This is a genomic window from Pseudomonas sp. (assembly GCF_050739935.1).
GTDB lineage: Bacteria > Pseudomonadota > Gammaproteobacteria > Pseudomonadales > Pseudomonadaceae > Aquipseudomonas.
Genome location: NZ_JBOICF010000080.1, coordinates 53,039 through 67,380, shown reverse-complemented (window position 1 = coordinate 67,380; position 14,342 = coordinate 53,039). Strand labels below are relative to the sequence as shown.

General features: G+C 56.8%; 14 protein-coding genes. 8 read left to right on the top strand and 6 right to left on the bottom strand.

Going from position 1 to position 14,342, the window contains the following annotated elements; translation table 11 throughout:
- Nucleotides 1-81: 81 nt before the first annotated feature.
- Together ACRER8_RS16055 and dcd are read right to left on the bottom strand one after the other, a co-directional pair.
- Nucleotides 82-303, bottom strand: coding sequence for a hypothetical protein (locus tag ACRER8_RS16055; protein WP_431747217.1), 222 nt, complete (start codon nt 301-303; stop codon nt 82-84).
- Between the two features lie 109 nt (nt 304-412).
- Complete coding sequence (dcd, locus tag ACRER8_RS16050) at nt 413-979, bottom strand: dCTP deaminase (RefSeq protein ID WP_017126297.1); 567 nt, start codon at nt 977-979, stop codon at nt 413-415.
- A 311-nt stretch (nt 980-1,290) separates the two neighbouring features.
- Between dcd and ACRER8_RS16045 the strand changes: the two genes are divergently transcribed.
- Entirely contained in the window at nt 1,291-1,500 is a 210-nt protein-coding gene (locus ACRER8_RS16045; RefSeq protein ID WP_002554837.1) for a cold-shock protein, read from the top strand.
- 132 nt (nt 1,501-1,632) lie between these two features.
- Here the strand turns inward: ACRER8_RS16045 and apbC are convergent, their stop codons facing one another.
- On the bottom strand, nt 1,633-2,727 hold the full coding sequence (gene apbC / locus ACRER8_RS16040; protein ID WP_431747216.1) for an iron-sulfur cluster carrier protein ApbC: 1,095 nt from the start codon (nt 2,725-2,727) through the stop codon (nt 1,633-1,635).
- 252 nt (nt 2,728-2,979) lie between these two features.
- Here apbC and metG point away from each other — a divergent pair, with 252 nt between their 5' ends.
- The 4 genes from metG to ACRER8_RS16020 all read left to right on the top strand — a co-directional run bounded on the left by metG (nt 2,980) and on the right by ACRER8_RS16020 (nt 7,110).
- Nucleotides 2,980-5,025, top strand: coding sequence for a methionine--tRNA ligase (gene metG / locus ACRER8_RS16035; protein ID WP_431747215.1), 2,046 nt, complete (start codon nt 2,980-2,982; stop codon nt 5,023-5,025).
- A 49-nt stretch (nt 5,026-5,074) separates the two neighbouring features.
- A complete protein-coding gene (gene rsxB, locus ACRER8_RS16030) occupies nt 5,075-6,112 on the top strand; it encodes an electron transport complex subunit RsxB (protein ID WP_431747214.1) in 1,038 nt (345 codons plus the stop codon).
- A 70-nt stretch (nt 6,113-6,182) separates the two neighbouring features.
- The gene (gene nth / locus ACRER8_RS16025; RefSeq protein ID WP_431747213.1) at nt 6,183-6,821 is read left to right on the top strand and encodes an endonuclease III; all 639 of its coding nucleotides are present in this window, start codon (nt 6,183-6,185) and stop codon (nt 6,819-6,821) included.
- 106 nt (nt 6,822-6,927) lie between these two features.
- Entirely contained in the window at nt 6,928-7,110 is a 183-nt protein-coding gene (locus ACRER8_RS16020; protein ID WP_431747212.1) for a PA3496 family putative envelope integrity protein, read from the top strand.
- A gap of 122 nt (nt 7,111-7,232) precedes the next feature.
- On the opposite strand, the gene ACRER8_RS16015 is transcribed toward ACRER8_RS16020, so the two are convergent.
- Nucleotides 7,233-7,859: a response regulator transcription factor gene (locus ACRER8_RS16015; RefSeq protein ID WP_074753141.1), complete on the bottom strand. Its 627-nt coding sequence runs from the start codon at nt 7,857-7,859 to the stop codon at nt 7,233-7,235.
- 1,188 nt (nt 7,860-9,047) lie between these two features.
- On the opposite strand from ACRER8_RS16015, the gene ACRER8_RS16010 reads away from it, so the two are divergent.
- On the top strand, nt 9,048-9,602 hold the full coding sequence (locus ACRER8_RS16010; RefSeq protein WP_431747211.1) for a hypothetical protein: 555 nt from the start codon (nt 9,048-9,050) through the stop codon (nt 9,600-9,602).
- Nucleotides 9,603-9,820: 218 nt separating this feature from the next.
- Here ACRER8_RS16010 and ACRER8_RS16005 read toward each other — a convergent pair whose 3' ends face one another.
- Nucleotides 9,821-11,038 (bottom strand): argininosuccinate synthase, encoded by a 1,218-nt coding sequence (locus ACRER8_RS16005; RefSeq protein ID WP_431747210.1) that lies wholly within the window; start codon nt 11,036-11,038, stop codon nt 9,821-9,823.
- A 130-nt stretch (nt 11,039-11,168) separates the two neighbouring features.
- Complete coding sequence (locus ACRER8_RS16000; RefSeq protein ID WP_431747209.1) at nt 11,169-12,140, bottom strand: flagellar protein MotY; 972 nt, start codon at nt 12,138-12,140, stop codon at nt 11,169-11,171.
- 147 nt (nt 12,141-12,287) lie between these two features.
- Here ACRER8_RS16000 and pyrC point away from each other — a divergent pair, with 147 nt between their 5' ends.
- Both pyrC and rnt read left to right on the top strand, forming a co-directional pair.
- Nucleotides 12,288-13,334, top strand: a complete 1,047-nt coding sequence (gene pyrC, locus ACRER8_RS15995) for a dihydroorotase (RefSeq protein WP_431747208.1) — start codon at nt 12,288-12,290, stop codon at nt 13,332-13,334.
- A complete protein-coding gene (gene rnt, locus ACRER8_RS15990) occupies nt 13,331-14,008 on the top strand; it encodes a ribonuclease T (protein WP_166593463.1) in 678 nt (225 codons plus the stop codon). Before pyrC ends, rnt begins: the two co-directional genes overlap by 4 nt.
- Nucleotides 14,009-14,342: the final 334 nt, after the last annotated feature.

Here is a 14,342-nt window from a genome sequence, read left to right as displayed (position 1 = left end):
GTGCCGAAGGCGATCCGCAGAGAGGTTCCGATGAGAGACGCCTGCCGATGCCGCAATACCGGATCGGCAGGCTCTCGGGAGTCAGGCGACAGGAGCAGGAGGTGGCTCGTCAGGCAACGTGGGTTCGCCTGGCTCTTCGGGCTGAGGGAATTCATTAGGAGTATCAGGATTTGGTTGGCCTGGAATGCCACCCGCAACCATGTTGTTCAAATGGGGATGCGCTAACAGCGACCACGCCAGCAACCCGACCTGATTCTGTCCGGGGTCGGCTTCCTTGCTGCTGGTATTGATTTGTCTCTTCATAGGGCACTCCTGAGCTTTGGCCCCATCCGCATAGTGCGGATGGGAACAGTTCAGTCAATAGAGTGCGGTTTTCGCGACTAATTCAGTTTCGAAATGACCAACGGTGCAATCAGGTGCGCGGAAGGGTGACGCCGCGTTGACCCTGGTACTTGCCGCCACGGTCCTTGTAGGACACTTCGCATTCTTCGTCGGATTCTAGGAATAGCATCTGTGCGACGCCTTCATTGGCGTAGATTTTCGCCGGCAGCGTGGTGGTGTTCGAGAACTCCAGCGTCACGTGGCCTTCCCACTCCGGTTCCAGAGGGGTCACGTTGACGATGATGCCGCAGCGCGCATAGGTGCTTTTGCCCAGGCAGATGGTTAGGACATTGCGCGGGATGCGGAAATATTCGACGGTACGGGCCAGCGCGAAGGAGTTGGGCGGGATGATACAAACGTCGCTTTTGATGTCGACAAAGCTCTTTTCATCGAAATTCTTCGGATCGACGGTCGCCGAATTGATGTTGGTGAACACCTTGAATTCGTCGGCACATCGTACGTCGTAGCCATAGCTGGAGACGCCGAAGGAAATCAAACGGTCGGCGCCCTCGCCGCGCATCTGGCGTTCCACGAAGGGCTCGATCATGCCGTGCTCTTGCGCCATGCGGCGAATCCACTTGTCCGATTTGATGCTCATGGCGGTGTCCTGAATAGCGAGGTGAAAAAAGATGTCCGGCATCTTACCGGGCGAAGGCTCCGGGTTCAAAGACTGCGCATAGCCCGCATCGCGTGCTTTTCCCCGTCTGTCGAAATAAACGGGACATGCCCATTGGCACATTCCTAAAAAACGGTTAAGGTGGGTCCACTGTGTTGCTTGTGTCACTGAGAATCTCTACACGATGTTGAATTTCGATCCAACCATCTCCAAGAATTTTTCCTGCTCTTTGCACTCAGTCTCGGCCAGGGTTCTTCCTGAGTCGCAGTTAACTTTGTCCAAGGAGATACACCATGTCTAATCGCCAAACCGGTACCGTTAAGTGGTTCAACGATGAAAAAGGCTTCGGCTTCATCACTCCACAATCCGGTGACGACCTGTTCGTTCACTTCAAAGCTATCCAATCCGACGGCTTCAAAAGCCTGAAAGAAGGCCAACAGGTTTCTTTCATCGCTACCCGCGGTCAGAAAGGCATGCAAGCTGAAGAAGTTCAAGTTATCTAACTTGTACTGAATCGCTTGAAAGACCCCGCCCTCAAAAGCGGGGTTTTTTTATGCCTGCAGGTTTTTCGTTCTTTCTGGAAACGCTGTCGTGGATCCGCCGGCCAGCGTCGCCGCTGGCCGGGGTATCACGCATCAATCGTCGCTGATGGAAATGTTCGGCATCGCGGGCGAAGCTGCTTCCTGCAATACGATCCGCGCGCCCACGTGGCGGGCCAGTTCCTGATAGACCATCGCAATCTGACTCTCGGGCTCGGCAATAGCCGTTGGCTTGCCGCCATCGGCCTGTTCGCGAATCAACATCGACAGCGGCAGTGAAGCCAGCAGCTCCACGCCGTACTGCGACGCCAACTTCTCCCCACCGCCCTCACCGAACAGATGCTCGGCATGGCCACAGTTCGAGCAAATGTGAACCGCCATGTTTTCCACCACGCCCAGCACTGGAATGTTGACCTTACGGAACATTTCCACGCCTTTTTTCGCATCCAGCAATGCCAGATCCTGTGGGGTAGTGACGATAACGGCGCCTGCGACCGGGACCTTCTGCGCCAGAGTCAGCTGAATGTCGCCGGTGCCGGGTGGCATGTCGATGACCAGATAATCCAAGTCATTCCAGGCGGTCTGGGTAATGAGCTGTAGCAGGGCGCCAGAGACCATCGGCCCGCGCCAGACCATCGGTGTGTTGTCGTCGGTCAGGAAGGCCATCGACATCACTTCGATGCCGTGGGCCTCGATCGGCACGAACCATTTCTGGTCCTTGACCTTTGGCCGAGTACCTTCTGCAATGCCGAACATCACCCCCTGGCTCGGGCCATAGATGTCTGCGTCGAGAATACCGACGCGCGCGCCTTCGCGGGAAAGCGCCAGCGCGAGGTTGGCTGCAGTGGTGGATTTGCCCACGCCGCCCTTACCCGACGCTACGGCGACGATGTTCTTGACGTTGGCCAGCCCCGGAATCTGCCCCTGAGCCTTGTGCGCGGTGATCAGCGTGTTTACCTGGACCTTGGCGGAAGAAACCCCGTCCAGGCCTTCGATAGCCATTTGCAGCGTCTGGGCCCAACCGTTCTTGAACAGATCAGCGGCATAACCCAGTTCCAGTTGCACGTTGACGCGCTCACCCTCGATATCGATGGCACGTACACAACCGGCACTGACCGGGTCTTGGTTCAAATAAGGATCGGTGTACTGGCGAAGGACGGCTTCCACCGTTGCGCGATTCACAGCGCTCATGGGTCACTCCCGAAAAAGACTGAGCAAAACAGGCGGCTATCCTACCGCGTTCGCCGGATCAGAGGGGGGTGGGTTTTACAGCGGTGAGAGCTTTCAGTACGTTGAGCTTGCCGTCGGTGGGATTTCGCGACCGCCACCGCCGGCTCGGCGGACTGCTGCAGGAATCCTGCGCGCCACAATCTGCGGGATGAAAAAAAACGCTCAGACCTTTATAGTGGCCGACCTCCGTTTCACTTCAAGTAGCCGAGCCCCATGTCCGAGCCACGCAAAATTCTCGTCACCAGCGCCCTGCCCTATGCCAATGGTTCCATCCACCTTGGCCACATGCTCGAGTACATCCAGACCGACATGTGGGTGCGCTTTCAGAAGCACCGCGGCAATCAGTGCATCTATGTGTGCGCAGACGACGCCCACGGCTCGGCAATCATGCTGCGTGCGGAAAAGGAAGGCATCACCCCGGAGCAACTGATCGCCAACGTCCAGGCCGAACACAGCGCCGACTTTGCCGACTTCCTGGTGAACTTCGACAACTTCCACTCGACCCACTCCGAAGAAAACCGCGAGCTGTCGAGCCTGATCTACACCCGCCTGCGCGACGCCGGGCACATTGCCACGCGTTCGGTGACCCAGTATTTCGACCCGGAAAAGAAAATGTTCCTGGCCGACCGCTTCATCAAGGGCACCTGCCCGAAATGCGGCACCGAGGACCAGTACGGCGATAACTGCGAGAAGTGCGGCGCCACTTATGCACCGACCGACCTGAAAGATCCGAAATCGGCGATTTCCGGCGCGACCCCGGTGCTTAAGGACTCCAAGCATTTCTTCTTCGACCTGCCTGCCTTCGATGCCATGCTGAAAAGCTGGACCCGCAGCGGCACTCTGCAGGACGCCGTGGCGAACAAGCTTTCCGAGTGGCTGGACTCCGGCCTGCAGCAGTGGGACATCTCCCGCGACGCGCCGTATTTCGGTTTCGAGATTCCGGGGGAGCCAGGCAAGTATTTCTACGTCTGGCTGGATGCACCGATCGGCTACATGGCCAGCTTCAAGAACCTGTGCGATCGCACGCCGGGTCTGGAATTCGACGCGTTCTGGAACCAGGATTCGACCGCCGAGCTGTATCACTTCATCGGCAAGGACATCGTCAATTTCCATGCGTTGTTCTGGCCAGCGATGCTTGAAGGCTCGGGTTTCCGTAAGCCAAACGGTATCAACGTCCACGGCTACCTGACCGTCAATGGCCAGAAGATGTCCAAGTCCCGCGGCACCTTCATCAAGGCGCGCACTTACCTTGAGCACCTTTCGCCGGAATACCTGCGCTATTACTACGCAGCCAAGTTGGGCCGTGGCGTGGACGATCTGGACCTGAACCTCGAAGATTTCGTGCAGAAGGTCAACTCCGACCTGATCGGCAAGGTGGTCAATATCGCCAGCCGCTGCGCTGGGTTCATTCATAAGGCCAATGCAGGTGTGTTGGTGGATGGCAATGCCGCGCCGGAACTGACCGAGGCTTTCCTCGCGGCCGCGCCGAGCATCGCCGAGGCCTATGAAGCCAGAGATTTTGCCCGCGCCATGCGCGAAATCATGGCGCTGGCCGACCGTGCCAACGCGTGGATCGCAGATAAAGCGCCGTGGTCACTGGCTAAACAGGAAGGCAAGCAGGACGAAGTTCAGGCGATCTGCGCGCTGGGCATCAACCTGTTCCGCCAGTTGGTGATCTTCCTCAAACCGGTACTGCCGAATCTGGCGGCCGACGCCGAGCAGTTTCTCAACGTCGCTCCTCTGACCTGGAACGATCACCTGACCCTGCTCAGCAATCATCAGTTGAACCCGTTCCAGGCGCTGATGACCCGCATCGACCCAGCCAAGGTGGAAGCCATGACCAACGCATCAAAAGAAGACCTGGCAGCCAGCGCCACCGATACCGGCGCAGCCCAGGGCAATGGCGAGTTGACCAAGGATCCGTTGTCGCCGGAAATCGACTTCGATGCCTTTGCCGCTATCGACCTGCGCGTCGCGCTGATCGAGAAAGCAGAACACGTCGAAGGCGCTGACAAGCTGTTGCGCCTGACCCTGGATATCGGCGACGAGAAGCGCAATGTGTTCTCTGGCATCAAGAGTGCGTACCCGAACCCCGCCGAGCTGGAAGGTCGTCTGACCATGATGATTGCCAACCTCAAACCACGGAAAATGCGCTTCGGCATTTCCGAGGGCATGGTGATGGCCGCAGGTCCAGGTGGCGAAGAGATCTACCTGCTTAGCCCTGACAGCGGCGCCAAGCCGGGCCAGCGTATCAAGTAACCGCGAGCGTGGCCGACAATCCTCTGGATCGTCGGCCACTGGTCAAAGCATGAACCTGATTCAGCGCATCGACGCCCTGTTGCCGCAAACCCAATGTGGCAAATGCGGCCATCCCGGCTGCAAGCCTTACGCCGAAGGCATAGCCAGTGGCGAAGCGATCAACAAATGCCCTCCTGGCGGCGATGAAACCCTCGCCGCTTTGTCGCACCTTCTGAACGTGCCTCTCATTCCCCTGGACACCGAACGTGGCAGCGCGCCGGCTCAGGTGGCATTCATTCGCGAGGCAGAATGCATCGGCTGCACCAAATGCATCCAGGCCTGCCCAGTGGATGCCATCGTGGGCGCCGCCAAGCTGATGCATACCGTGATCATCGACGAATGCACCGGATGCGACCTTTGCGTCGCGCCCTGCCCGGTTGATTGCATTGACATGCTGCCCCTGCCGTCACCCGCCGTGGTGCCGATTGTGGGTGGGTTGGTATTCGATGAGGCGCAACGAATGGCGCGAGCCGCCAAACGTGGCCACGCACGCCAGCGTTTCGAAGCCCGCAATGCCCGCTTGGAGGCTGAAGAGCAGCAACGGCAGGCCGAACGTCTTGCACGTCAACACAAGCCAGATACGCCGGTGCCAACTCAGGTAGACGCAGTTCATGCAGCCCTGGATCGGGTTCGCGTACAGAAAGCCGCTGACAGTGACGCTGCACTCAAGCAGGCCCGCATCAACGTCACAATGAGCCGTGCACAGCTGAACAAGTCACTTAAAGCCTTCGGTCATCCGCCTATTGCGGAGCAGGCAGCGCGTTTGGTTGAGCTGCAGAGGGAGCTCGACGAGGCTGAGCACACGCTGACGGCGCTTCAGGAGACAGCCCCCGCCCATCTCCCATCGGCAGTAGAGACAGGCGTTAAGACCGAAGCGATAGCAAAGCCGGACAAGGCAGCGCTGAATCGGGCGAAGATCCAGTTGGCCATGCGCCGTGCTGCATTGAAGAAGGCTCAGACTGCAGGACTGCCGCCTGAACAGATTGCGGCCTTGAGCGATGAGGTCAGCCAAGCTGAACAAGCGCTATGCGCTCTTGAAGACACGTAAACTTACCGACCCCAGCCATCAGGCTCGAAGCCCCACACGATCTGACCGTTTCTCAGGGAAAGCGCACTTCATGAATGCAGCCAAACGTCTGGAAATCTTTCGTCGTCTTCACGAGGACAATCCCGACCCCAAAACCGAATTGTCCTACAGCAGCCCCTTCGAACTATTGATTGCGGTAATCCTTTCGGCCCAAGCCACCGATGTCAGCGTCAACAAGGCCACAGCGCGGCTGTACCCGATCGCCAACACTCCGCAAGCCATCTACGCACTGGGTGTCGAAGGTCTCTCGGACTACATCAGGACCATCGGCCTTTACAACAGCAAAGCCAAGAACGTGATCGAAACCTGCCGGATGCTCATTGAACTTCATGGCGGTGAGGTGCCGCAGACGCGTGAGGCATTGGAAGCCCTGCCGGGCGTGGGTCGCAAAACTGCGAATGTCGTGCTGAACACCGCGTTTCGGCAGTTGGCCATGGCCGTGGACACGCACATTTTCCGGGTCAGCAACCGGACGGGAATCGCCCCCGGCAAGAACGTCATCGAAGTTGAAAACAAGCTGATGAAGTTCGTTCCGAAGGACTACCTGCTGGACGCCCATCACTGGCTGATTCTCCACGGCCGCTATGTTTGCGTGGCTCGCAAACCCCGCTGTGGCAGCTGCAGGATCGAAGACCTCTGCGAATACAAGGAAAAAACCTCAGACGATTGAGCGATAGGATTTCTCTCGACTGATCGATTGAAAAAATCTTTTTTACCCAGCCGAGGTTTGTCGCTATAAGGTGCGCCAAAGACAGCCTAAGCTGGAGTCAACGTTAATGAGCACTGACAAAGAGCAGATCGACGCAGATGACGACTTCGTTTCCGGAGACTCCGACGAAGCCGCGCAAGTACCCGTAGAAACTGCGAAGACCAATCTCAGCAAGCGCCGCACCATCGACAACCTGCTGGAAGAACGTCGCCTGCAAAAGCAATTGGCAGACTACGATTTCGACCTTTGATGAGCCCTCCGTTCAAAGCCTCTCTTAACTTGAGAGGCTTTAGCCTGTCGGCGTGAATTCAATTGAAACAACCTGCGAAATTTCGATCAAGGTGACATCGGCCCCGGCGTATGCCTGACTCTTCAAACCAGCCCGTTGCGTTGTGCGAGTTCAATGAGATCAACCAGCGAATGAGCGTTGAGTTTCAGGAGCAAGCGCGTTTTATAGGTACTCACCGTTTTATTGCTCAGAAACATTCCATCGGCAATTTCCTTGTTGGTCTTTCCCCGGGCCAATTGCTGTAGGACCATCATCTCCCGCCCCGATAGCCGATCGACCATTTCCGCCTCACTGGCGTTGCCCAGGCTCGAACGCACGGTATGCAGCGCCTGATTGGGGAAATAGCTGTATCCAGACAGCACCGCCTTGATGGCGCTCAACAGCTCGGTCAGATCTTGCTGCTTGCAGACATAGCCTGCCGCACCGGCCTGCATGCAGCGCATCGAAAAATGCCCGGGCGCCTGTGATGTCAGGATCAGTACCTTGAAAGGCAGCGTCATCGCCGTGAGTCGTGCAATAACCTCCAGACCATCGAGCTTGGGAATGCCAATGTCCAGAATGACGATATCGGGCAGATGCTCACGGGCCAGTTGCAGCGCATCGACTCCGTTGTCCGTCTCCGCAATGACTTCATAACCGTGCCGTTCCATCAGCATGCGTACGGCAAGCCGAATGACAGGGTGATCATCCACGATCAACACTTTATTCATGTGCAGTCCATTCTTTAGCTGTTCGAATTTTTCAGAGCCCGCACAATAGCTTAGTCGTTTAGTGCTTTGCATGGCGCTCCTCCCCGCAGAATGGCAGGCAGAGACCTTTCCCACTTAAGCAACAGAAAGATCCTACAAAACCCGCCTTATCCGCCTTCACTTTCAGGCCTGTCATCAATTTTCCTGGGACAACGAAGACCCGGTGAGCCTGTCGAAAAATCTGAATTCACAATCCTTGAAAGTGCTGAAACTAATCAATACATCCTGTCTTGGCACCAACCCTTATGCCTCGCTGCGCTAACCAGCCGGATCAAATACCCTCCTATGAGTATATTCCGGGCCGCTTGACTGACTTGCGCCGACCCAGCAGTTAATACGTTTGAGTAAGCTATACCTCCCTCATCAAGGTATCGCTGCGTCGGGCTATTGGCGAGGCATTGTCCTACATGAAGTTTTCGCCTTCAGAATAAGCTGATCTGTCAGACATGCCATACAGTATCAATCATAAAACATTGCAAATTACAACCCGCCCTAAAGGTCAGTGGCGTTGTTGAAAAAATACACATTAAAAAAGAAGATTTTCCATATATATATATTTCGCGAATGCTCCTACAGGACATTCGGACCATTCCTAGACACCTGAATTTGCCAGCGATGAGGTCCTTTGGTGGGCTACCCAGGCACGGCACAAGAGCATGGGAGAGCCCTGCAATTGACCAAAATATAATTATCAGAACATAAAATTAAAGTGATAGTCTTATTAGCTCGGATTAGTGATGGCTCTTCCGACTTTCACGTAATACTATCCCGCGCTGTAAATCCAGTAAACTTCCTCCAAAGCAGAAAAATACTACAACACTAACAGACCTTAAGCTCGCGCATGTAAGACTTCAAAACAACAACAAAAACAAATCAGAGAAATTTGATTTTTTACTTGCCAAACCTATTCTCAATCGTTACTTTTTTCTTCAACCAGCCGCTCAATTTTGGCAACTATAATTCTTCAACGTCATCAATTATTTAATTGATGCCTGTCACTATCGGTTTCTTACTTCTTTGCCTGGACTTCAAGCGTGAGCCGGGTTCGGCTGAAATGAACATACCCTGCCCGGCGCGGAACACTCATTTGATCAAGGAATTCGGCCCGATGGCGTGTCGTATATATCAACATGTTCAAAGGAATAAACCATGACTAAAAAAGCAGGGGTTTCTTCAGCAATCGATAATCCTCCCCTTCAACTAGCTGAGGCCATAGAGGAATACGTCGCCCAAGGCGGTGTCATCAACGTCGTGCCGGAAGGAGAGACAGGTGACACAGCTCTTGAAGCCGAGAAAAGCACGCCGCAAGCCAATGCCGACGCGCTGCTAAGCGCGAAGATAGAGCAGCTCAAGGGCCTGGTAGCCAAAGGCGCCGGCGTGTCGGCACTTCAGTACTCGCTGCGAATGAACCGCAAGGAAATCAAACGCCTGGCCAATGAGAACGGATTAAAGATTCTTTACAGCCGGCCAGTCAGGAAATCACGAATGGCGCGCAGCCGTGATACGCCGGCGATCGATGACACCGTTGCGGGCCATGCGATGCACTATTCCACGCTCGGCTATACAGTGCCCGAAATAGCCCAATTGCTGGATCTCAGTGTGAGAGATGTCTGGAATATCGGTAAGGCATACCGCTTCGAATTCAACAATGCGTCCATCTTCGACTCTCTGGCTCATTCGCTTTCCGACGTGCCCGATCCGTGAAGCAAACAGGCTCTTCGCGCTGCTGTTTACACACGCGGCAAAGGCCGGGGCAACCTTCAATGAATGCGACTGTCACTGAAGAACCGGCGCGCGACAAGTGCAGCGGGGCTCTACAGGCTTGATCAGCCTCGAACAAAACAGCAAAGGAATAGATTAAAGGTGCAGTCCCGGACGGGACTGCACCTGAGCGCGTCAGAACCTTAGAGTCACTACTGCGATTAGAACAACTTGCGGTTCTTGTTCGCGGCAATGCGCATGCGCAGGGCGTTGAGCTTGATGAAGCCTGCGGCGTCTGCCTGGTTGTAAGCACCACCGTCTTCTTCGAAGGTTGCGATGTTGGCATCGAACAGCGAATCGTCGGACTTGCGACCGGTGACGATAACGTTGCCCTTATACAACTTCAGGCGGACGACACCGTTCACGTGGGCCTGGGAGGCATCGATCATCTGTTGCAGCATCAGACGCTCAGGGCTCCACCAGTAGCCGGTGTAGATGAGGCTGGCATATTTCGGCATCAGCTCGTCTTTGAGGTGAGCGACTTCACGGTCCAAGGTGATCGACTCGATGGCACGGTGCGCCTTGAGCATGATGGTGCCGCCTGGGGTTTCGTAGCAGCCGCGGGACTTCATGCCGACATAGCGGTTTTCAACGATGTCCAGACGGCCAATACCGTGCTCGCCACCGATACGGTTCAGGGTCGCCAGTACAGTGGCCGGGGTCATTTCGACGCCGTCCAGCGCAATAATGTCGCCGTTGCGGTAGGTCAGCTCCAGATATTGCGGCTTGTCTGGAGCGTTTTCCGGCGAAACGGTCCAGCGCCACATGTCTTCTTCGTGCTCGGTCCAGGTGTCTTCCAGCACGCCGCCTTCATAGGAGATGTGCAACAGGTTGGCGTCCATCGAGTACGGGGATTTTTTCTTGCCGTGACGCTCGATCGGGATCGCGTGCTTCTCGGCGTAATCCATCAGTTTCTCACGGGACAGCAGGTCCCACTCACGCCAGGGAGCAATCACTTTCACGCCTGGCTTAAGGGCGTAAGCGCCCAGTTCGAAGCGAACCTGGTCGTTACCTTTGCCGGTTGCGCCGTGGGAAATGGCGTCAGCGCCGGTTTCGTTGGCGATTTCGATCAGGCGCTTGGCGATCAGAGGACGTGCGATGGAGGTACCCAGCAGGTACTCGCCTTCGTAGACGGTGTTGGCGCGGAACATCGGGAATACGAAATCACGCACGAATTCTTCGCGCAGATCGTCGATGTAGATCTCTTTCACGCCCATGGCTTGCGCCTTGGCGCGTGCTGGCTCGACTTCCTCGCCCTGACCCAGGTCAGCGGTAAAAGTCACCACTTCACAGTTGTACGTATCCTGCAGCCACTTGAGGATTACCGAAGTATCCAGGCCACCGGAATACGCGAGAACTACCTTGTTAACGTCCGCCATGCCATCACTCCAACGCGTTGTACGGAAAACCGCTGATTCTACCGTTCAAACACGTGAATTTACAGTGTCGCGACAGCTTCTGACGACGAAGCGACAGAATCTGTCAAACACACGACTATCGAAATGACGCTCAGGAAGCCTTTGGCGCGGGGACGGCAGGTACTGGCGCGGGGGCGGCGGCTGGAATCGGAGCCGAAACAGGGGCTGGGTCAGGCGCCGGAACTGCTGTTGGCGCGACGGCAGGTGACTGCTTGGCGACGCGGTCGAGATGGATGTTCACTCGACGGTTGCGCGCGCGATTGGCGTTGTTGGTATTAGCCACCAGCGGATACTGCTCGCCATGGAAGCGCACAGTGATCTGCTCTTCAGGCACGCCTTGCGCCTTGAGGTAGTCCATGACCGCCAGCGCACGACGGCGCGACAGATCGCGGTTGGTCAAACGGTTGCCGCTGTTGTCGGAATGCCCGTCCAGTTCGACGCGATTGACGCTCGGGTCTGCCTTCATATAAGCCAACACCGTATCGAGCCGACGCCTGGCACGGGCATCCAGATCGATGCCCCCGCCGGGAAAGCCGATTTCGGCCTGACGTACCTGCTCGAAGTTCATGGGGAGCAGTTTGGCGGTGCATTGCTGAAAGTCGCCATACGCCTTGGTGAACTTGACCGGCAGCAGGCGGACTTCCATAGCCCCGCCATCGCGCGAGGCATGGCGGATCACCGGGCTGCGGCCTTCCATCAAACCGGCGATCAGCCGTCCGGCCTGCGCCTGGTTGGTGTTGAAAGGAATTTCTCCATTGCCGACTTTCACCGCGCCCAGGTTGAGATCGCCCCTGCCTGGCTGCCATGGCGCCGCGGCAGCAATCAAGGTCGCCGACCCCGACGCCAGGCTGTAGCCGGTGGCCTTTAGTCGGAAAGTCGCCTGCTCACCCGCGCGACGCACGAATTCGCCCGCGCCGAAATCGGTAACTGACTGGCTTAAACGGCATTCGAACTGGTCGCCTTCTACCTTCCACTCAATGTTCTCCAGACGCGTCTGGAATGTGAGAGCCATGGCCGGCAGGCTGGCAAACACGCTGAGCATGGCTAGATATCGTTGGCGCACGGGAGGCTCCACAAAAAAATTCACCGCGTAACAAATTTATCGCTTACACGTGTCTATCGGTAACTTCCTACAAAACTTGATAGCGAGTGCCTGGATGAGTCTTTTCCGGTAGCATTCCCAGCGAGTTTGCCCGCCTGGAATCCCCCAATGTCCGACCGCCTGACCCTCCTGCGCCCCGACGACTGGCATATCCATCTTCGTGATGGCGCCGTTCTGCCCCATACCGTCGCTGACGTTGCGCGCACCTTTAGCCGCGCCATCATCATGCCGAACCTCGTGCCGCCGGTACGCAACGCGGAGCAAGCCGATGCCTATCGTCAGCGCATCCTCGCCGCTCGCCCGCAAGGCAGCCGCTTCGAGCCTTTGATGGTGCTTTACCTCACCGACATCACTCAGCCCGAAGACATCCGCGCCGCCAAGGCCAGCGGCTTCGTGTACGCCGCCAAGCTGTACCCGGCCGGCGCCACCACCAACTCCGACTCCGGCGTGACCAGTATCGACAAGATCTTCCCGGTGCTCGAAGCGATGGCCGAAGTTGGCATGCCGCTGTTGATCCACGGCGAAGTGACCCGCGGCGACATCGACGTGTTCGATCGCGAGAAAATCTTTATCGACGAACACATGCGCCGCGTGGTCGAGCGTTTCCCGACACTCAAAGTGGTGTTCGAACACATCACCACCGCCGATGCCGTGCAGTTCGTCAACGAGGCTTCGGCTAACGTCGGCGCGACCATCACCGCGCATCACCTGCTGTACAACCGCAATCACATGTTGGTTGGCGGTATTCGTCCGCACTTCTATTGCCTGCCGATCCTCAAGCGCAATACCCATCAGGTCGCCCTGCTGGACGCCGCCACCAGCGGCAACAGCAAGTTTTTCCTGGGCACCGACTCGGCGCCTCACGCGCAGCACGCCAAGGAAGCCGCATGCGGTTGCGCCGGCTGCTACACAGCCTTCGCGGCCATCGAGCTGTACGCTGAAGCATTCGAACACCGCAACGCGCTGGACAAGCTGGAAGGTTTTGCCAGCCTCAATGGCCCGGCGTTCTACGGCCTGCCAGCCAACACCGAGACCATCACCCTGGTTCGTGAAGAATGGACCGTCCCTGCCAGCCTGCCATTCGGTGAGCTGTCCGTAATCCCGCTGCGCGCCGGTGAGAAACTGCGCTGGCGCCTGCTGGAGGAACACGCGTGAGTGAAGACCATTACGACGACGAACAGGAAGGCTCTGGCGGCGGTACAGGCTCCAGACATCCAATGGCAGCGCGCTTTCGCGGCTATCTGCCGGTCGTTGTCGACGTAGAAACCGGTGGGTTCAACTCAGCTACCGATGCTTTGCTGGAAATTGCAGCGACCACCATCGGCATGGACGAAAAAGGCTTCGTGTTTCCGGAACACACCTATTTCTTCCGTGTGGAGCCATTCGAAGGGGCGAACATCGAAGCGGCGGCGCTGGAGTTCACTGGCATCAAGCTTGATCATCCGCTGCGCATGGCGGTGAGCGAAGAGACAGCGCTGAACGACATCTTCCGTGGCGTACGCAAGGCGTTGAAGGCCAATGGCTGTAAACGGGCGATTCTGGTCGGGCACAATGCCAGTTTCGACTTGGGCTTCCTCAACGCTGCCGTCGCGCGGCTGGACATGAAGCGTAACCCGTTTCATCCGTTCTCCAGTTTCGATACCGCTACCCTGGCGGGTCTGGCCTACGGTCAGACTGTGCTGGCCAAGGCATGCCAGTCGGCGGACATCGATTTCGACGGGCGTGAAGCCCACTCGGCTCGCTACGACACCGAGAAGACCGCCGAGTTGTTCTGCGGGATCGTGAACCGCTGGAAAGAAATGGGCGGCTGGCACGACTTCGACGATTGAGGTCTGTTAGCGCTGAGAGAACCGGTCCATGTGGCCGGTTTTTTTTTACCCTCGTTTTGCCCAGGCATGCATTGCTGCGGTTTCGCACGCATCATTTGCAGGGCCGGCTTGCAGCGGGCCGCGATTGGACGAGCATGTTGTGTCAGATGACTCGACTTGGCTGACACGCCGCTTTCGCCAGCAAGGCTGGGCCTACAGGTTCGTGCGGACAAGGAATCTGCCAAGCCAAGTAGCATGACTGCTGCTCGGAACACACGCGTTGAACAACCACTCATCGGGCTGCATCTGATGTTCAGGAAGTAGTTTTGACAAGCATTCTCATTAACATTAGTAT